The sequence below is a fragment of the Bacillus sp. DE0042 genome (assembly GCF_007680225.1).
GTDB lineage: Bacteria > Bacillota > Bacilli > Bacillales > Bacillaceae_G > Bacillus_A > Bacillus_A wiedmannii.
The window spans coordinates 134,756-154,716 of the sequence record NZ_VEJP01000008.1; the positions used below are offsets into that span (position 1 = coordinate 134,756).

At 36.7% G+C, this 19,961-nt stretch carries 22 protein-coding genes; 19 read left to right on the top strand and 3 right to left on the bottom strand.

Annotated features, from left to right (window positions below):
• Positions 1–128 precede the first annotated feature (128 nt).
• The 12 genes from FS802_RS25150 to FS802_RS25205 all read left to right on the top strand — a co-directional run bounded on the left by FS802_RS25150 (position 129) and on the right by FS802_RS25205 (position 9,650).
• Positions 129–908 (top strand): formate channel, encoded by a 780-nt coding sequence (locus FS802_RS25150; protein WP_000864002.1) that lies wholly within the window; start codon positions 129–131, stop codon positions 906–908.
• A gap of 24 nt (positions 909–932) precedes the next feature.
• Positions 933–1,949: a molybdopterin-synthase adenylyltransferase MoeB gene (locus FS802_RS25155; RefSeq protein ID WP_000840959.1), complete on the top strand. Its 1,017-nt coding sequence runs from the start codon at positions 933–935 to the stop codon at positions 1,947–1,949.
• Positions 1,950–1,967: 18 nt separating this feature from the next.
• The gene (gene moeA, locus FS802_RS25160; protein WP_144525548.1) at positions 1,968–3,275 is read left to right on the top strand and encodes a molybdopterin molybdotransferase MoeA; all 1,308 of its coding nucleotides are present in this window, start codon (positions 1,968–1,970) and stop codon (positions 3,273–3,275) included.
• Positions 3,256–3,720 carry a molybdopterin synthase catalytic subunit MoaE gene (gene moaE / locus FS802_RS25165; RefSeq protein WP_000529380.1) on the top strand — a complete coding sequence of 155 codons (465 nt, stop codon included), beginning with the start codon at positions 3,256–3,258 and terminating at the stop codon, positions 3,718–3,720. The genes moeA and moaE overlap by 20 nt, the downstream gene beginning before the upstream one ends.
• Positions 3,721–3,724: 4 nt before the next feature.
• Positions 3,725–3,961: a molybdopterin converting factor subunit 1 gene (moaD, locus tag FS802_RS25170; RefSeq protein WP_141546028.1), complete on the top strand. Its 237-nt coding sequence runs from the start codon at positions 3,725–3,727 to the stop codon at positions 3,959–3,961.
• A gap of 60 nt (positions 3,962–4,021) precedes the next feature.
• Complete coding sequence (locus FS802_RS25175; RefSeq protein ID WP_098654645.1) at positions 4,022–5,071, top strand: P-loop NTPase; 1,050 nt, start codon at positions 4,022–4,024, stop codon at positions 5,069–5,071.
• A gap of 16 nt (positions 5,072–5,087) precedes the next feature.
• Positions 5,088–5,312: a hypothetical protein gene (locus tag FS802_RS25180; RefSeq protein WP_000752391.1), complete on the top strand. Its 225-nt coding sequence runs from the start codon at positions 5,088–5,090 to the stop codon at positions 5,310–5,312.
• Between the two features lie 42 nt (positions 5,313–5,354).
• Complete coding sequence (locus tag FS802_RS25185; RefSeq protein ID WP_098720304.1) at positions 5,355–5,753, top strand: nucleoside triphosphate pyrophosphohydrolase family protein; 399 nt, start codon at positions 5,355–5,357, stop codon at positions 5,751–5,753.
• A gap of 158 nt (positions 5,754–5,911) precedes the next feature.
• The gene (locus tag FS802_RS25190) at positions 5,912–6,160 is read left to right on the top strand and encodes a DUF1294 domain-containing protein (RefSeq protein ID WP_000871331.1); all 249 of its coding nucleotides are present in this window, start codon (positions 5,912–5,914) and stop codon (positions 6,158–6,160) included.
• A 91-nt stretch (positions 6,161–6,251) separates the two neighbouring features.
• Positions 6,252–7,193: an EamA family transporter RarD gene (gene rarD, locus FS802_RS25195; protein WP_098654648.1), complete on the top strand. Its 942-nt coding sequence runs from the start codon at positions 6,252–6,254 to the stop codon at positions 7,191–7,193.
• 78 nt (positions 7,194–7,271) lie between these two features.
• Positions 7,272–7,697, top strand: a complete 426-nt coding sequence (locus FS802_RS25200) for a divergent PAP2 family protein (RefSeq protein WP_000447816.1) — start codon at positions 7,272–7,274, stop codon at positions 7,695–7,697.
• Between the two features lie 99 nt (positions 7,698–7,796).
• Complete coding sequence (locus tag FS802_RS25205) at positions 7,797–9,650, top strand: terpene cyclase/mutase family protein (RefSeq protein ID WP_098708129.1); 1,854 nt, start codon at positions 7,797–7,799, stop codon at positions 9,648–9,650.
• Between the two features lie 73 nt (positions 9,651–9,723).
• Here the strand turns inward: FS802_RS25205 and FS802_RS25210 are convergent, their stop codons facing one another.
• A complete protein-coding gene (locus tag FS802_RS25210) occupies positions 9,724–9,873 on the bottom strand; it encodes a YfhD family protein (RefSeq protein ID WP_001035806.1) in 150 nt (49 codons plus the stop codon).
• A gap of 133 nt (positions 9,874–10,006) precedes the next feature.
• On the opposite strand from FS802_RS25210, the gene fabG reads away from it, so the two are divergent.
• Positions 10,007–10,747, top strand: coding sequence for a 3-oxoacyl-ACP reductase FabG (gene fabG, locus FS802_RS25215; protein ID WP_048562617.1), 741 nt, complete (start codon positions 10,007–10,009; stop codon positions 10,745–10,747).
• A gap of 51 nt (positions 10,748–10,798) precedes the next feature.
• Here fabG and dhaS read toward each other — a convergent pair whose 3' ends face one another.
• On the bottom strand, positions 10,799–12,283 hold the full coding sequence (gene dhaS / locus FS802_RS25220; protein WP_000080277.1) for an aldehyde dehydrogenase DhaS: 1,485 nt from the start codon (positions 12,281–12,283) through the stop codon (positions 10,799–10,801).
• 273 nt (positions 12,284–12,556) lie between these two features.
• Here dhaS and FS802_RS25225 point away from each other — a divergent pair, with 273 nt between their 5' ends.
• The 6 genes from FS802_RS25225 to FS802_RS25250 all read left to right on the top strand — a co-directional run bounded on the left by FS802_RS25225 (position 12,557) and on the right by FS802_RS25250 (position 19,067).
• A complete protein-coding gene (locus FS802_RS25225) occupies positions 12,557–12,835 on the top strand; it encodes a YhdT family protein (RefSeq protein ID WP_000656242.1) in 279 nt (92 codons plus the stop codon).
• 3 nt (positions 12,836–12,838) lie between these two features.
• Positions 12,839–14,278 carry a sodium/pantothenate symporter gene (gene panF, locus FS802_RS25230; RefSeq protein WP_001104842.1) on the top strand — a complete coding sequence of 480 codons (1,440 nt, stop codon included), beginning with the start codon at positions 12,839–12,841 and terminating at the stop codon, positions 14,276–14,278.
• Positions 14,279–14,397: 119 nt separating this feature from the next.
• On the top strand, positions 14,398–15,330 hold the full coding sequence (locus tag FS802_RS25235; protein WP_000756434.1) for a nucleoside hydrolase: 933 nt from the start codon (positions 14,398–14,400) through the stop codon (positions 15,328–15,330).
• 117 nt (positions 15,331–15,447) lie between these two features.
• Entirely contained in the window at positions 15,448–16,557 is a 1,110-nt protein-coding gene (locus FS802_RS25240) for a serine hydrolase (protein ID WP_098654650.1), read from the top strand.
• A gap of 101 nt (positions 16,558–16,658) precedes the next feature.
• Complete coding sequence (argH, locus tag FS802_RS25245) at positions 16,659–18,167, top strand: argininosuccinate lyase (RefSeq protein WP_098654651.1); 1,509 nt, start codon at positions 16,659–16,661, stop codon at positions 18,165–18,167.
• Positions 18,168–18,233: 66 nt separating this feature from the next.
• Positions 18,234–19,067 carry a GNAT family N-acetyltransferase gene (locus tag FS802_RS25250; RefSeq protein ID WP_098654652.1) on the top strand — a complete coding sequence of 278 codons (834 nt, stop codon included), beginning with the start codon at positions 18,234–18,236 and terminating at the stop codon, positions 19,065–19,067.
• Between the two features lie 35 nt (positions 19,068–19,102).
• Here the strand turns inward: FS802_RS25250 and FS802_RS25255 are convergent, their stop codons facing one another.
• The gene (locus FS802_RS25255) at positions 19,103–19,852 is read right to left on the bottom strand and encodes a (S)-benzoin forming benzil reductase (RefSeq protein ID WP_001271045.1); all 750 of its coding nucleotides are present in this window, start codon (positions 19,850–19,852) and stop codon (positions 19,103–19,105) included.
• Positions 19,853–19,961: the final 109 nt, after the last annotated feature.

The window sequence follows — 19,961 nt, forward strand, 5'->3', positions numbered from 1 at the left end:
ATAGTAAAAGTGATGATTGATATCTCTGTAAAAGATGTGCAGAGAAATTAAGCAGCATTCAAAAACCTTTATTTTGAGGAGGTTTTTTGAAGCTGCTTTTTTATTTGGAGAAAATGGAGGAATTGGTAATGGCATTTCATAAACCGGAACAAATTGCTGAGCTTGTAATTGAGGCCGGTGTTCAAAAAGTAAGTCAGACGTTGCCAGCAATGCTTATTCTCGGTTTTTTAGGAGGAGCGTTTATTTCGCTCGGTTTTTTACTTAACATTCGCGTTTTAGGTAATTTACCTGAGCGCTGGGGTAGTTTAGTCAATATTTTAGGAGGAGCGGTTTTTCCTGTTGGATTAATGCTCGTCGTATTAGCAGGAGGAGAATTAATTACCGGAAATATGATGTCACTTTCTATGGCGCTTTATGCAAAGAAAATTACATTGGTAAGTGTACTAAATAATTGGGTTTGGATTACTTTCATGAATTTCGTGGGAGCTATTTTTGTTGCGTATTGTTTCGGTCATCTTGGCGGATTAACAGAGGGAGATTATTTAAATAAAACGGTAGCGATAGCGGAAGGGAAATTACATGAATCATTTGGGAGAACTTTAATATTAGCAATTGGTTGTAATTGGCTCGTTTGTCTTGCGCTTTGGCTCGCTTATGGAACGAGTGATTTTGTCGGGAAAATAATCGGAATCTGGATTCCAATTATGGCATTTGTAGTGATTGGATTTCAGCAAGTAGTAGCAAATATGTTTGTCATCTCGGCAGTTATTTTTGCAGGTCATCTGACGTGGATGGATCTTGCTAAAAATTTTGTTCCTGTTTTTATCGGAAATGTAATTGGAGGAGCTGGATTTGTTGGATTTGCTTACTTTGCTTGTTATCAAAAACAACATTCTAATATGAAATAGAGTTCTTGAGAGGAAGGGTATGTAATGGCTGAGCGGTATTCACGACAACAGTTGTTCAAACCGATTGGGAGTAGAGGGCAAGAAAAAATTCGAAATAAACATGTGTTAATTGTAGGAGCAGGCGCATTAGGAAGTGCAAGTGCCGAAAGTTTCGTACGTGCAGGTATTGGCAAGTTGACGATTATTGATCGTGACTACGTTGAATGGAGTAATTTACAAAGGCAACAATTGTACTCTGAACAAGATGTGAGAGAGAAAATACCGAAAGCAATCGCTGCTAAAAATCGGCTAGAACAAATTAATTCGGAAGTACAAATACATGCTTTCGTAATGGATGCAGTTGCAGAAAATATGGAAGACCTATTAAAAAATGTAGATGTAATAATTGATGCAACAGATAATTTTGATATTCGATTTGTAATAAATGATTTATCACAAAAACATAATATTCCTTGGGTATATGGTTCTTGCGTTGGATCGTACGGTATGAGTTATACGGTTATTCCGCAAGAGACACCATGTTTACATTGTGTGCTGAAGAACGTTCCTGTTACAGGTGTGACATGTGATACAGCTGGAATTATTAGCCCGACTGTTCAAGTTGTCGCAGCATATCAAGTGGCGGAAGCATTCAAAATTTTAGTAGGAGATTTCTCAGCAATTAGAAAAACATTTTTCATGTTTGATATATGGAGTAATCAAAACCATTTTATAAAACTAGGGAAAAGCAAAACAGACGATTGCCCTTCGTGCGGTTCGAATCGAACTTATCCTTATTTATCATACGAAAACCAAACGAAGGTAGCTGCTTTATGCGGAAGAAATACAGTGCAAATTAGGCCAGTAGAAAATAGAAAGTACGATTTTGACGATATAGAAAAAGTATTAAACAAACTAGGGAAAGTAGAGCGGAATCTGTATTTACTATCTTGCCAACTAGATGATTACCGCGTCGTTATTTTTCGGGATGGTCGTGTTTTCATTCATGGTACAAATGATATTTCGAAAGCGAAACAATTATATTATCGTGTATTCGGTTAATAGAAAGGGTTGTCAATAATGGAAAGAAGAGTGCCAATTACGGTTGAAGAAGCTGTTCGTAAAGTAATGGGATTTGCTAATGAGGGATTAAAGGAACTACTACCTATTGAATTAGCTTACGGACGTATATTAGCGGAGGATTTAGTAGCTGACCATGATGTACCTTCATTCAATCGTTCACCGTATGATGGGTTTGCTATTAGAGCAGAAGATACGAATTTAGCGGGTTATGAAACGCCAATTGTATTTAAAGTAGTTGGTGAAATTGGCGCAGGATCGCTATTCGATGAGAAAGTAGGTCCGTTTCAAGCGGTTCGAATTATGACGGGAGCACAAATTCCGAATGGGTGTGATGCGGTTGTTATGTTAGAGCTGACTCGTCAATATGAGGAAGCTGGCAACAATTATATGGAAGTGAAGCGATCATTCAAAATGGGCGACAATATTTCTTTTCAAGGTGAAGATGCTCGTAAAGGAACGGTTCTTGCAAAAAAAGGATCATACATTCATCCAGGGATTTTAGCTCTTCTTGCTACGTTCGGATATAGTGAGGTACCAGTGGCGAGAAAGCCTGTAATTGGATTGTTAGCGACTGGTAGTGAATTACTGGATGTAAATGATTCATTACAGCCAGGGAAAATCCGAATTAGTAATACGTATATGATATTGTCTCAAATTCGAAGAGCAGGCGGAAGAGTAAAATATTTTGGGAAGTTTAGCGATGATTTTCAAACATGTTTCACAGCTGTAAAAGAAGCGTTAAGCCAAGTGGATATGCTCATTACAACAGGCGGTGTATCAGTAGGGGATTACGATTATTTACCAGCTATTTACGAAAAGTTAGGTGCATCGGTTCTTTTCAATAAAGTTGCAATGCGGCCAGGAAGTGTTACGACTGTAGCGCAATTAAATGGCAAGTTATTATTTGGTTTATCAGGAAATCCATCTGCTTGTTACGTAGGATTTGAATTATTTGTAAGGCCGTGTATTCGGACGTATATGTTTAGTGAAAAAGCACATGTAAAAAGAGAAAAAGCGTTATTAGGAGAAGATTTTTTAAAACCAAATCCATTTACAAGATTTGTGCGAGCAAAACTGACATATAACGAAGGGCAATTAATTGCTTATCCGTCAGGGTTTGATAAATCTAGCTCGGTTTCTTCTCTAGCAGAGACAAATATATTTATTGTACTTCCAGGTGGTACGAGAGGTTATAAAAAAGATATGTTCGTAGATGTTCTCTTGCTGGAAGATAACGAAGGTAGTGAATGGCCTTGGGCATTTTATAAAGTGAGAGGTGTTTCTAATGGGACAAGCGCTATTTGAGATTGTAGATATACCGATTGTAGTTGAAGAAGTAACGAATAAAGTCGCAAGAAGAGAAGCAGGTGCAATTACAACTTTTATTGGTACGGTGAGAGAGTTAACAAAAGGAAAACGAACATTACATTTAGAGTATGAAGCATATAAACCGATGGCAGTAAAACAACTTACGAAAATTGGTGAAGAAATTAATGGAAAATGGCCGGACGCAAAAGTAGCAATTACGCACCGAGTAGGGCGGTTAGAAATCATGGACATTGCGGTCGTTATTGCAGTTTCATCACCGCATCGTAAAGTAGCGTATGAAGCGAATGAATACGCGATTGAACGTATAAAACGAATCGTCCCAATTTGGAAAAAAGAATTTTGGGAAGATGGAACGATGTGGATTGGAGATCAACTTGAAAATACGGCATATCCGGATGGAAAACCGAAGAAGGAAGAATGAGAAGATGATTACAATTTTATTGTTCGCAAATTTACGTGAGGAAGTCGGATCGGATCGACTAGTAATTTTAGAAAAGCAAGAAATGACAGTTCAGCAATTAAAAGAATGGCTCAAAGCAAGTTATTGCTTACAATCGCTTGATAGAGTGATGGCGGCTGTTAATGAAGAGTTTGTAACGGATGAAGAGATGATAAAAGCTGGAGATATAGTCGCATTAATCCCGCCCGTTAGTGGGGGATAATAAGCTTTTTCGCCAAGAAGATGTTGTATATAAATTCGAATACGAGAAGGGATGAGTTCTATGATTACTCAAGAACAAATAATGAACGCATTAAAACATGTAGAGGATCCGGAGTTACACAAAAGTATTGTAGAATTAAATATGGTTAGAAATATACAAATGAATGGAACAGAGGTTAAACTTGAAGTAGTGCTAACGATTCAAGGTTGTCCATTAAAGGCAAAAATTCAACAAGATGTGGAAGAGTCTCTTCAGGCAATTGGTGCATCTAAAGTAGATTTGACATTTGGTTCTATGACACAAGAAGAACGAGCTGCGCTAACAGAGAAGTTAAAGAAAAATAGTAGAACAGAAACTGGAATGCCGAGCATGCTTCGCCTTGATTCAGGGATACGATTTATTACTGTAACGAGCGGTAAAGGTGGAGTTGGAAAATCAACGGTGACAATTAACCTTGCCACTGCTTTAGCTCGTATGGGCAAAAAAGTGGGGATATTAGATGCAGATATATATGGTTTTAGCATTCCAGCTATGATGGAAACGAATCAAAAACCGACGATGATTGATCAAACAGCAATTCCAGTTGTTAGTCACGGTGTTAAAATTATGTCGATGGGATTTTTTACGGAAGGAAATAACCCAGTTATGTGGCGCGGACCGATGTTAAATAAATGGATTCAAAATTTCCTTGCGAATACGCACTGGGGGGAATTAGATTATTTACTTCTTGATTTACCACCTGGCACAGGAGATGTAGCTATTGATGTTGCAGCAATGATCCCGCAGGCGCAAGAAATTATCGTTACAACACCACACAACGTAGCTTCATTCGTAGCATCTAGAGTAGGTGTTATGGCAAAACATACGAAACACGAGATTTTAGGGATTGTAGAAAATATGGCTTATTATGAAGAACAAGATGGATCGAAAAATTATCTCTTCGGAAAAGGTGGCGGCGAAATGCTTGCAGAACAATTGCAAACAGAAGTGATTGCACAAATACCTTTTGCAAAACGAGAAGAAAATAACGGTTCATCTGTATATGATGAAGACTCTCTTGTAGGAGAAGTGTTTACATCGTTAGCGGAGGATATTATTTATAAAGGATAGAGGGGGGGAGTTTAGTATGGCGTGTAATATCGATCATTCTATGGAAGATGTAATGAATAAGCTTGAAAGTCAGAAGAGTTTTTTGCCTAAAGAGATTTTTACAGGATTGAAGGGATTTTTGCAAGGTAATCATTCACAGGAAATATTAAATGATATCTTTCATCTTTTAAAAAAGTATGACTTAGTTAGTGAAGAAGAAAGAGAGATGAGAAATACTCAATTATTGCTGATTATAAAATAAATACGCTTTGGCTTTTGTTTTTTTGCAGAAGGGGTGAATGTAATGGATATGAAAAAGATGATTGAAACGATAGAAGCAACTAAAGTGACTGACGAAGAATTATCGATTTCTACTTTACATCAAAAGCTTGTGAAGTTGTATAGTCAAAAAGATAGTGCGGAGTATACGGAGATATTAAAATATATTTTATCATTATCCGTGCAGCTAAACCTACATTTCGTATTGAAATATTTTGGTGTGCGCCCGGTTGTTGCAGCAGATGAACGTATGCAATTTCAAGAGATATTTAAATGTTTAGCTAAGAAAGATGATAATGGGGAATGGTTTCTAAATTTCGTTTCTTTATATGTAGGACTAATTGTAGTTCTGCATTTTGATGAAAAAGAGATTGAGAGAAGTTTTTTCGATGATATGGTAGTGGATGAAGGGAATGCAATATAAGATTCTGCTCATAACATCTTTCTATTTAATTGCTTTAACTGTGATTTTAGTTGGTTATTTAAATATAAAGGTAACTAATTAATAAAAAGTGATCTTCAGTTGTTTCCATCGTTTTTTCATGTTACCATTAAGCGAATTTTTCATAGGGAGAGAAAGCGATGAAATGGATTTATTTTATTATTATTAACGTTATAGCTTTTAGCCTTATGGGGCTTGATAAACGAAAAGCGAAGAAGAAACAGTGGAGAACGCCAGAAAGTACGTTGTTTTTATCAGCGGTAGCTGGAGGCGCAGTTGGTGCTTGGATTGGTATGTATATGTTTCACCATAAAACACATAAAAAGAAATTTGTTTTCGGTATACCGTTACTTGTCGTTATAACAGTATGTTTACTTTTTGCTGTATGAGAAATGTCGAAAGAATTGCAGATTGATTATTGGTAAAGTGAGCATGCGGGACCGTATAATGGAGAAAAATGAGAAGAGGAGAAAAGGGAAGATGGGGAGTCAATCAGCACAGCAAAAAAAAGGGATTATATATGCGGCTGGTGCTTATACGATGTGGGGAATCCTACCAATCTATTGGAAATGGGTTGAGGAAGTTCCAGCAGATGAAATATTAGCACACCGCATCGTTTGGGCGTTCGTTTTTATGTTACTTGTGTTAGGTGTTACGAAGAGGTTTCGTCAGTTTATTGGGGAGTTCGTGAATCTTTTTAAACGACCTAAATTATTAACGTCATTAACAATAGCTTCAGTCTTGATTAGCGGAAACTGGTTTGTCTACATATGGGCCGTTAATCATAATCATGTCATTGAAGCAAGTCTTGGATATTATATTAATCCGCTTATTAGTATTTTACTTGGTACAGTCGTTTTAAAGGAAAAGTTAAACTTTTGGCAATATGTTGCAGTTGGTTTAGCTGGAATAGGGGTTATCATTTTAACAGTCCGTTTCGGATCTATTCCGTGGGTTTCTTTATCACTTGCCTTTTCATTTGGATTATACGGATTAACAAAAAAATTGTTAAACTATGATGCGACAATTGGTCTTACGATGGAAACAATGTTAGTGACGCCGTTTGCGATTATCTATCTCGTTATGACAGGAGCGCATGGATTCGGTTCATTTGGATCTATTTCCATGTCATCGACGTTACTATTAATAGGAGCAGGCATTGTTACAGCTTTACCACTTTTTTATTTTGCAAAAGGAGCACAACTTATTCCGCTTTATATGGTAGGATTTTTACAATATATTGCACCAACGATTAGTTTAATTTTAGGTGTATTCGTATTTGGTGAACATTTCACATCTACTCATATGATGGCATTTTTCTGTATATGGGTTGCATTATTTGTGTTTTCAATAGCGAAAACAAGGTTTTTAGTGCAGAAACAACCGAAATTTATAAAAAATAAATCAGCAAAAGTATCATAATGCGTAGTATTTTCTACGCATTTTTCTTTATACTGATACTATATAGATTTCCATTATAGTCAGTAGGGAGCTGAGAACGTGGAAACAATTTTACATAATGATCCGCTTATGGCCGCTGTAATTTCATGGTTTCTAGCACAATTAACGAAAGTAGTCTTTAAATTATTCAAAACGGGTGAATTTGATTTTGCAAAGTTTTTCGCTTCAGGTGGGATGCCGAGTTCTCATGCTTCAACTGTTACAGCACTTGCGACAGGTGTTGGCGTTGTGGAAGGTGTGGAAAGTACCTTATTTGCTATTGCTGCTATCTTTGCAATAATTGTTATGTATGATGCTTCAGGAGTAAGACTTGCAGTTAGTAAACAAGCGAAAATATTGAATGAGTTCTTTCACGGTAGACAAACAGAATATAAGAAGTTAAATGAACTTGTCGGGCATACACCGTATGAAGTAGTAGTCGGTGCTTTAGTAGGGATTATTGTCGGAGTGGGATATTGCTTATGAGCAGAACATTTTATATGTTCTGTTTTTCTTTGTTTTCATACATATTTAGCTACCTTTTTGAATATCGTTATACGGATTTCGAAAGGGTGGGTGAGTAACTTGTTATTATATGAAAAAGTGCATGAAGAAATAGCGAGAAGAACAACTGCACTTCAAACGATGCAACGGCAAGAGGGTACGTGGCAGTTTTGTTTTGAAGGAGCACCATTAACAGATTGCCATATGATTTTTTTATTAAAATTATTAGGTAGAGATAAAGAGATAGAACCGTTTGTAAAAAGATTAGCATCACTTCAAACAAATGAAGGAACATGGAAATTGTATGAAGATGAAGTGGGTGGCAATTTATCTGCTACAATTCAATCTTATACTGCCTTACTAGCTTCAAAAAAATATACAAAAGAAGATGCGAATATGAGGCGAGCCGAAATGTTTATTAAGGAACGTGGAGGCGTGGCGCGTGCTCATTTTATGACGAAGTTTTTATTAGCAATTCATGGAGAATATGAATACCCTTCGCTTTTTCATTTGCCAACACCGATTATGTTTCTGCAAAATGATTCAGCCCTCAGTATATTTGAATTGAGTAGCTCAGCACGTATCCATTTAATTCCGATGATGGTTTGTTTAAATAAAAGATTTCGAGTAGGAAAAAAGTTACTGCCAAATTTAAATCATATCGCAGGCGGGGGCGGGGAATGGTTTCGGGAGGAGCGGTCTCCGTTGTTTCAAACGTTATTAAGTGATGTAAAACAAATTATATCGTATCCACTTTCTTTACACCATAAAGGATATGAGGAAGTCGAACGTTTTATGAAAGAGCGTATTGATGAAAATGGAACGTTATATAGTTACGCAACTGCCTCATTTTATATGATTTATGCTTTACTCGCGTTAGGACATTCTCTTCAATCATCGATGATTCAAAAAGCTATAGCAGGGATAACATCTTATATATGGAAGATGGAAAGAGGGAATCATTTGCAAAACTCTCCTTCAACTGTATGGGATACGGCTTTACTCAGCTATACGTTACAAGAGGCCCACGCTTCGAAAGATAATAAGATGATTCAACATGCAACAGCGTATGTATTAAAAAAACAGCATACAAAAAAAGCTGATTGGAGCGTACATGCTCCGGCGCTGACTCCAGGCGGTTGGGGTTTTTCGGATGTGAATACGACAATTCCAGATGTCGATGATACAACAGCTGTGCTAAGAGCGTTGGCAAGAAGTAGAGGGAACGAAAATGTAGATAATGCTTGGAAGAAAGGGGTTAATTGGGTTAAAGGATTACAAAATAATGATGGTGGTTGGGGAGCGTTTGAAAAAGGTGTGACGAGTAATTTATTAGCAAATTTACCAATCGAAAATGCAAGCGATATGATTACAGATCCCTCTACACCAGATATTACAGGAAGAGTGTTAGAGCTTTTCGGGACATACGCGCAAAATGAATTGCCTGAGAAACAAAAACAAAGTGCGATAAATTGGTTAATGAATGTGCAAGAGGAAAATGGATCATGGTATGGGAAATGGGGGATTTGTTATATATATGGTACGTGGGCTGTTATGACTGGTTTACGGTCACTCGGAATTCCATCTAGCAATCCATCAATGAAAAGAGCAGCTTTATGGTTAGAACATATACAGCATGAAGATGGTGGGTGGGGGGAATCGTGCCACAGTAGCGTGGAAAAAAGGTTCGTTACTTTACCATTTAGTACACCATCCCAAACAGCTTGGGCGTTAGATGCTCTCATTTCTTACCATGATGAAGAAACACCAGCTATTCGAAAAGGTATTTCATATTTGCTTGCGAATCCTTATGTGAATGAAAAATATCCTACCGGAACAGGTTTGCCAGGTGGGTTTTATATTCGTTATCATAGCTATGCCTATATATATCCGCTACTTACTTTGGCACATTATATAAAAAAATATAGAAAATAAACCGAGAGGATATCTCTCGGTTTATTTTGTTGGGTAGTAGGTCCCTGTTGAAAAGAATAAGGTTGTGCGTTCCTTATTTTTCTGTTGACTGGCGTTTTTGACGTGCATCAGCGGCATTTGCACGTGCGTTTGCTTCTAAGTCATTGTGGTCAGCGAGTTCGCGAGAGAACTCAACATCAATGCCATCAGCAGCTTTGTTTTGCTTGAAATTTTTTTTGTTCATTCGACACAATCTCCTTGTGTTTTATGCGACGTTGCAAAGTTAGTTTGACACAAATAGACTTTTTTATACAAAGAGGAATTGGGAAGCAAAGAGCCGAAATATACAGTATAAGTAATAGAAATGAGGGATAGGGATGGAGTTTTTAAATGGGAAAACAGCTGTAGTAACAGGAGCTGCACAGGGAATTGGAAAAGAGATTGCAAGGGTTTATGCAAAACTAGGGGCGAAAGTATTAATTAGCGATGTAAATGAAGAGAAGCTACAAAAAACGACACGTGAATTAGCAGATGAAGGATATGAAGTGAAGCAGTATCGTTGTGATGTGAGTAATCAAAATGATGCGAAGTCCTTAATTGAATACGCTGTCCAAACATTTGGTACACTGCACATTTTAGTAAATAATGCAGGCATTACGCGAGATGCAATGTTACATAAAATGGAGAAACCTGCATGGGAGCAAGTACTGCAAGTAAATTTAACAGGTGTTTTTTATTGTATGCAGCCAGCGCTTCTTTACATGAGACAACAAGGGTATGGACGCATTATTAATATATCTTCAATTAGTAGAGAAGGAAACATAGGTCAAGCGAATTATGCTGCTACAAAGGCAGGAGTTGTAGGTTTAACGAAAACAGCGGCGAAAGAAGTTGGAAGCTTCGGCATTACGTGCAATGCGATTTGTCCAGGGTTTATGGATACAGATATGACAAAAACGATACCAGATAAAGTGAAAGAAAAGATGGTTGGCGCGATTCCAGTTGGTAGAATTGGAACGCCAGAAGATATTGCGAACGCAGCAGCCTTTTTAGCATCAGAATACGCATCCTATATTACAGGAGAAGTATTGAATGTGAGCGGAGGACTACAAGTTTAAAGGAATACATAATGAAAAGAACCTGACCGGATAGGCCAGGTTCTTTTTTCGTTAATTTAAGTTGAGCCAAACGCTCTTCACTTCTGTATAGTTATTTAATGCGTAAGATCCCATTTCACGGCCAAGACCGGATTGTTTAAATCCTCCAAATGGAGATGCTGCATCAAAGACGTTATAACAGTTTACCCATACAGTACCAGCACGTACTTTACTTGCAACATAGTGTGCTGTTTTAACATTTTCTGTCCACACACCAGCCGCTAAGCCGAATTGTGATTTATTTGCACGTTCAATTACTTCATCAATATCGTTAAAAGGTATTGCAGAAATAACTGGACCGAAAATTTCTTCTTTTGCGATCGTCATTTCGTCATTTACGTCAGCGAATACTGTAGGAGAAACGAAGTAGCCTTGATCGAATGGATTACTTCCTCCGCAAAGTACTTCAGCACCTTCTTCAATTCCTTTTTCAATGTAGCCCATTACACGTTTTTGTTGTTCTTCAGAAACGAGAGGACCGATTGTAGTTTCTGGACTTAAGCCAGCACCTTGATTTAATTTTTTAGAGTAAAGGACAAGGTCAGCCATGACATTATCATACATTTTCTTCGGAACAAATAAGCGTGATCCAGCAGAGCATACTTGTCCTTGGTTAAACATAACACCAGAAAGTGCACCAGGAATCGCGCGAGATAAATCAGCATCTGGCAAGATGATATTTGGTGATTTACCGCCTAACTCAAGTGTAACGCGTTTTAATGATTCAGATGCTTGTCGCATAATTTGTTTACCAACTGGAGTAGAACCAGTAAATGCAATTTTATCAACGAGTGGATGATTAACAAGAGCTTGTCCAGCTGATTCACCGAATCCAGGAACGATATTAATAACACCTTTCGGGAACCCAGCTTCTTCAATTAATTCAGCTAAGTATAGAGCGGATAGTGGAGTTTGCTCTGCAGGTTTTAAAACGATTGTACATCCTGTAGCCAGCGCCGCTCCCATTTTCCACATTGCCATAAGAAGTGGGAAGTTCCAAGGAATAATTTGACCAACGACACCAACAGCTTCATGGCGTGTATAGTTAAAATAATCACCGGAAACAGGAATTGTTTGACCAACGATTTTCGTAGCCCAGCCAGCATAATAGCGCATATGCTCAATTGCAAGTGGTATGTCTGCTGCCATTGTTTCACGGATTGGCTTTCCGTTATCTAACGTTTCGAGCTGTGCAAGCTCTTCTTTATGTTCTTCCATTAAATCAGCTAACTTGTACATAAGACGGCTTCGCTCAGCAGTGCTCATGCGAGACCAAGGACCTTCGTCGAAAGCCATGCGAGCTGCAACGACAGCTTTATGAATATCTTCGCGACCAGCTTCAGAAACAACGGCAAGTGTTTCGCCGGTTGCTGGGTTAGGTGTTTTAAATGTTTTTCCGGAAGCGCTTTCAATGAAAGATCCATTCACATATAACTTTTTTGTACCTTGAAGAAACTTTTCTACCTTTTCATGAAGATTTACAGCTAGTTGACTCATTGTATAACCCCCTTGAAAGTATAATGTAAACGCAGTACGAGACGGCGTTTATTCCGAAATCAAGGATGTGGGAACTAGATGGAAAGCCTCTAATTTAAATCATAATTAACAAATGCTGAAAATTCAAATTTCATTTGTGTTACAATTGTAAAAAATATGTAATGTAAGAGGGTCTTCTATATGATTATAAAAAATCCTGCTTGTTTTTGCTTTCTAGTAGGAAAAACTAGAAGAACAATGGTACAATAATACATCGTGAGAGGAGGGAGAAAAATGAAGGATTATCATGATGATCCACGCTTTCGAATTGCCCATAGAGAAGCGTTAATTGGTCTTGGACTTGCTATTATTAATTTTATTATATGGTACGGATTTGCTTATGGGCTTGGTAGTAAAAATCCAAGTGAATATACATATGTATTCGGTTTTCCAGCATGGTTTTTTTATAGCTGTATCGTTGGATTTGTCGTTATGGTTATTTTACTTAGTTTAGTTGTTCGTTTTGTATTTCAAGATATTTCACTCGATGAGGAAGAAAAAAGTGAGGAATAATAGATGAATTGGTATGTAATCATTCCAATGATAATTTCATTTATCGTTGTGTTTTTAATTGGTGTATATGCTTCAAGACGCGTACAAGCGACTGCTAATAATAAATTTTTACAAGAATATTTTCTTGGTGGGCGTGAACTTGGCGGTTTATTATTAGCGATGACAATGATTGCTACGTACGGTAGTGCTAGTAGCTTTATTGGTGGTCCAGGTATTGCGTACAATATGGGCCTCGGATGGGTATTATTATCTGCGATTCAAGTTGTAACAGGGTATATCGTTTTAACGGTTATCGGTAAAAAGTTTGCAATTATCGCTAGGAAGATGGAAGCCATTACTCTTATCGATTATTTAAAGGGAAGATACAATAATAAAGCAGTTGTTATACTTTCTGCGTTATGTATAATTATCTTCTTATTTTCAGCAACAGTAGCTCAGTGGGTCGGCGGTGGACGATTAATTGAATCGCTAACGGGTCTATCTTATACAACAGCACTATTTTTATTTACTTTTTCTGTACTTGTGTACGTATTAATTGGTGGGTTTCGTGCAGTTGCTTTATCAGATACGTTATTAGGAATCATTATGTTAGTTGGAACGACAATCATTTTAATTGCTACTGTCATTGCTGGTGGTGGAATTGAAAAGATTATGCAGGAGCTTATTCAAATCAATCCAAATTTAATTACACCATTCGGAGCGGATGGTAGTTTAACGAAGTCATATGTGACATCATTTTGGATTTTAATTGGAATTGGTGTTGTTGGTTTACCGCAAATTAGCGTGCGTGCCATGTCTTATAAAAATTCAAAAGCTATGCATCAAGCGTTAATAATTGGAACGGTTGTTGTAGGTACAATTATGATTGGTATGCATTTAACAGGTGTATTTGCACGAGTCGTACTTCCGGGTATAACGGTACCAGATAAAGTAATGCCGCTACTCGCGATGGAAGTGTTGCCACCTTGGTTAGCCGGAGTTTTTTTAGCCGCGCCAATGGCAGCAATTATGTCTACAGTAAACTCGTTATTGTTACTTGTAAGTTCATCAATTATTAAAGACATATACGTAAATTACATAAATAAAGATGCAGCAGACAGTACGATCAGAAAAGGAAGTTTGTGGATTACTGGTATCGTAGGGCTGCTCGTTTATGCAGCAGCAATTAAACCACCAGATTTTTTAATATGGTTAAATTTATTTTCTTTCGGTGGATTAGAAGCAGCATTCATTTGGCCAATTGTATTAGGGTTATATTGGAGAAAAGGAAATGCAACAGGAGCGCTTGCCTCTATTTTAGTTGGGGTAGGCTCATATATGTGTATTCATCTTTTCTATCCAAATCCGTTCGGTATACATACAGTTGTCTTCCCAATTTGTTTTGCGTTTATCGCTTATATCATTGGAAGTATGAGTGCTGTGAAGAAAAACAGTATAGGTTAGAGGAAGAACGTAGTCCTTATAGAGGATTACGTTTTTTTGTGTGAATTTATTCTTTTTTATTCTGTATATGTAAGGTTATTCATAAATTAATAACAATTGAGGGGATGGAGTTGAGGTCGATGAAAAAAGTGTTATTTTTGGGAGACCCAGGAATTGATGACTCTTTAGCCATCATGTATGGAATTATGCATCCTGATATTGATATTGTTGGTGTTGTAACCGGATATGGAAATGTAACACAAGAAAAGGCGACAAGTAATGCAGCATATTTGCTGCAAATGGCAGGGCGGGAGGATATACCTGTTATTAATGGTGCGAAAATTCCTTTATCCGGAGATGTTACAACGTATTATCCAGAAATTCATGGGGCAGACGGTTTAGGGCCAATTAAACCTCCAAAAGCTTTTTCGCCAAATATAAAACCTTTTTGTGCTTTTTTTGATATTCTTGAAAAGTATAAAGGAGAATTAATCATTGTTGATGCTGGTAGGTCAACGACACTAGCGACAGCATTTATTTTAGAAAAGCCGATGATGAAGTATGTGAAAGAATATTATATAATGGGTGGTGCTTTTTTAATGCCCGGCAATGTGACACCAGTCGCAGAGGCGAATTTTCATGGTGATCCGATTGCGTCACAATTAGTTATGCAAAATGCCAAGAATTTGACATTAGTGCCACTTAACGTTACATCTGAAGCAATTATTACGCCAGAAATGGTGAAATATATTACGAAACACTCTAAAACGAATTTTAATAAATTAATTGAACCGATATTTACGTATTATTATAAAGCGTATAAAAAGTTAAATCCGAAAATAACAGGTAGCCCAGTACATGACGTTGTTACAATGATGGTTGCGGCGAATCCGTCTATTTTGGATTATGTGTACCGTCGTGTCGATGTGGATACAGTAGGGATTGCAAAGGGAGAAAGTATTGCTGATTTCCGTCCACAACCTGATGCAAAATCTTTAAAGAATTGGGTGCGAATCGGTTGGTCATTACATTATAAAAAATTTCTCGAAGACTTCGTGAAAATTATGACGTAGACATAATAGGAGAATACAAGTTAAAATAATGGAGATGATTACTAAAATAATCATCTCCATTATTTTGTTTGTAAGAGATAGATAGAGAAGAGTTATACAATAGGAGAGGAATTTTACTTGAAAAAAACTATAGTATGCGCAGTGATTGTGGGTATTTTCGTTTTGCTAATATCGGGTAATTTTTTAGTGAAAAAAGTGTGGAGTTCAAATAATGATGATGCAGAGTATATCGCATCCTTTATTGAAGAACATAAAGATGAAAAAAATAGTGCGCTTCTCGTGAAGAGAAATGATAAAGTTGTTTATTCTGTAAATCCAAATGTTGTATTGCCAGTTGCTAGTACGATGAAGTTAATTGTGGCGCTTGAATATACGAAACAAGTTACGGAAGGAAAAATTGATCCGTCTAGTTTCGTTTCCATTAATGATATAAATCGTTATTATGTGCCGAATACAGATGGCGGTGCACAAGATAGATGGCAAAGGTATTTGCAAAAGACAGACAAGATAACAGAAGAGGCAGTTTCTTTAGAAGAAGTGGCAAAAGGAATGGTTAAGTTTAGTTCGAATGCGAATGCTGAATATTTAATGGAAGTGTTAGGGTTAGATAATATTAATCGAAATTTACAAAGTTTATCCCTTCCAGCACATCAGCCGCTATTTCCGATTGTTTCATCTTTATACATCCCTGGATATTTGCATAAAGAACTACATGTTCCGAAATATAAAATAGAGAAAAAGTTAAAAGAAATGTCTCAAGAGCAATATCGTGAATATGCCATGATTATTCATGAACGCTTAAAAAAGAAGGGGCCATTATTACAGAAGGAAATACCTCTTTATTTAGAGGAACGTTACGATAAAATTTGGTCAGATCGATTACCAGCAGCTTCTGCAAACGATTATATGGTACTGCTTCAAAAGGCAAATCATAAAGGTGGCCTAACAGAGGCCGAAGAAAAAGTGTGGGCTAATATCGTTGAAACGGATATGAGTGCTAAAAAATACCGTAAAACATTTAGACATGCAGGGCAAAAGAATGGTTATACGCCATGGACAGTTACAAAAGCAGTTTATGCGATGGATAAACGCGGGAACTGTACAGAAATAGTGTTTTTAGCCAATAATTTAAATGAGGACGACAGTGCAGAAATACGGAAACATTTAGCAAACTTACATTTCCAAGTGTTGCAAAGTGATAAGTATGATGCGACTTTTATTAAGTAAACTCGGTGCAGAGAGCACCGAGTTTATTTTTATGTACAAGCACTTTTTTACTCTCTGTGGGTATGATGGGTAGTAATACTTAAGTGAGAGGGGAAAAGGTGATGAAACAAAGTAAAGAAGAGTTTATAAAGAGTGAAGGCGCTGATTTCCCTGGGAAAACATATGTGGATTGTGTATTACAACATGTATTTCATTTTCAACGAAATTACTTATTAAAAGATATGTTTCAAGTGCATAAAGCACATATTACAATGCTGACTGAAGAAAATTTAATGAAAAAGGAAGAAGCTAAAGTTATATTACACGCACTAAAAAAGATAGAGGGAATTCCAAAAGATCAATTGCTATATACAGAGCAGCATGAAGATCTCTTTTTTCTAGTCGAACATTTAATTTCTCAAGAAGCGAAATGCGATTTTGTAAGTAATATGCATATTGGTAGAAGTAGAAATGATATGGGTGTAACGATGTATCGTATGAGTTTAAGGCGATATGTACTACGACTAATGGAGCATCATTTGTTATTGCAAGAAAGTATACTACAACTTGCTGCTGATCATAAGGAAACGATTATGCCAGCTTATACACATACACAACCAGCGCAGCCCACAACATTTGGTCATTATACGTTAGCTATTTATGATACGATGCAGAGAGACTTAGAACGAATGAAACGAACGTACAAACTTATAAATCAGTCTCCAATGGGAGCTGCCGCTCTTTCCACAACAAGTTTCCCAATTAAACGAGAGCGAGTTGCCAATTTACTTGGGTTTACAAATGTAATTGAGAACTCATATGATGCTGTTGCTGGAGCGGATTATTTATTAGAAGTTAGCTCGTTACTTATGGTAATTATGACGAATACGAGTAGATGGATTCATGACTTTTTATTATTAGCGACGAAAGAATATGATGGTATTACTGTTGCAAAGCCATATGTACAAATAAGTAGCATTATGCCGCAAAAGCGAAATCCAGTTTCCATTGAACATGCCCGTGCGATTACGAGTAGCGCTTTAGGAGAAGCATTTACAGTATTTCAAATGATTCATAATACACCATTTGGTGATATTGTCGATACAGAAGATGATTTGCAGCCGTATTTATATAAAGGAATTGAAAAGACCATTCGTGTTTTTTGTATTATGAATGCAGTGATTCGAACGATGAAAGTAGAAGAAGAAACGTTGAAAAGTCGTTCTTATAAACATGCAATTACGATAACTGATTTCGCAGATGTTTTAACAAAAAACTATAGCATTCCATTTCGGCATGCGCATCATGCAGCGAGTATTATTGCGAATATGTCATTGGAGCAGCAAAAGGAGCTGCATGAATTACATTTAAAAGATGTAAATATATACTTACAAGAAAAATTCAAAATACATTTATTAGAAAAAGATTGGAATGAAATTATATCGCCAGAAGCATTTATTCAAAAAAGAAATGTATACGGTGGACCGAGTAAAAAAGAAATGGAGCGTATGATTAAAAATCGAAAAGAGTCATTTCAAAAAGAAGAAGAGGTATTTGAAAAAGAAAAACAGAGAATTTTACAAGCTGAAACTGATTTGAATATGTTAACTTCGCATAATATTGAATCGTAAAAGAGGGATTTAATGAATTAATCGCCAATACTTAATGAAACTATAAATAGAGGGAAGAGATTGTCGATGATTCAATTACATGTATACGAAGAGATTCTTAATTTTAAAGAAGAGGTTACACCATTTTTAGAAAAGAATGAGCAGGAAAATAATCTCATATTAGGTGTATTACAAATGGTCCAACAACCGATATTTATGGGGGTAGCCAAACAAGAGGAAGAAATTGTAGTTGTATTTCTTCAAACAGAAGAAAAGAAACAAATCATTGTTGCTACGTCTGAAATTGCGGAAGAGGATATCGTGGAACTTGCAAAAAAATTAACGAAAGTATATTCAAATGTTCCTGGATTGATTGGTAATAAGAAAATTGTACAGAAATTAGCGGAAGAGATTGCCGTGTTAGAAAATAAGAAAACGAATGTTGTAATGGAGCAAGGTGTGTATGCATTACAACAAGTTAAGAAGAAGTGGACCGAGGATGGGGATTTTCGAGAAATAGGTAGTGATGAGCTACCATTAATAGAACAGTGGATTTATCAATTTTGCGAAGATGTAAGGCTTCCTACTACGAAAGAAGAAGCGAAACAAACCGCTCATACATTAATTACGAACCGTCGTCTATTTGGTTTAGAAGTAGATGGGAAGCTTGTTTCTGTAGCTGCAAAAACGAGACCAACTACAAACAATATAACAGTTAATTTCGTATATACACCGAAAGAAGCGCGGAAAAAAGGGTACGCATCTAGTTGTGTCGCTGCACTTAGTCAACGTATGTTAGATGAAGGATATAAGACGACTACGTTATATACTGATCTAGCAAACCCTACGTCTAATAAAATTTATCAAGAAATTGGTTATGAAAAAATTGCGGAGTCTGTACTTATATTTTTAGAGAAATAAAATGAAAAGGCACGCTATTAGAGCGTGCCTTTTTGTTATTCATCAATTCGAATGACTTCACCTTGCGGGAAATTCTCAGTTTCTAGTAAGCTACGAATTGCTTTCGCAACGTATTCAGGTGACAGTAGTTTTCCTTCTTCTTTTAGTGCGATGAAGCGGTCTAAATTTATGAAGTCTTCTTTATTTGTTTCACGAATTTGTGCTTGCATACTTGTATCAACAACACCAGGTGCAAAAGCGACGATTTTTACTGGATATTCTTTTTCTGCTTCTTCGGTTGCTACGCACTGTGTAAACATATTTACACCAGCTTTCGTTGTACAATAAGCGCCCCATCCAAAATAAGGATTTTTTCCTGCACCAGATGAAATGTTGATAACACGTTTATCTACTTTCCAGTCTTTCGTATATCTCATGAAAGTAGAGGTAAGAATCATCGGTGCAAGTAAATTAATTTGAACGTTTGTAATGAAAAGCTCGCTTTCTGCCTTTTCAATTGGCTTCATTGGTGCAACCGTGCCTGCATTATTAATTAAATGAATAGATGATATATTGTCTTCCTTCATAGATGAAAGGATCTCGTTAAAGTTAGTTTCTAATTTATGTACATCTTGAAGATCTAAGGAATGAAAAATGCAATGACTGTTATTTTGCTCTGCGAGTTTAGTAAGCTCTTTATTTTCTCTTCTAGAAATAGAGATGACGGTTGTATTTTCTTCTAATAATTGTGTGGCGATTGCCTCACCTAAACCTTGTGAAGTTCCTGTTATGATAACGTAGCGCATAGTGTAGTAAACTCCTCTCCATATATGTGGAATTTTGTTGGACAACGTACATTGTATAGTTTGTCTACATTTTATAGTATAGAGCACTTTTTACTATAATTGAAATGAG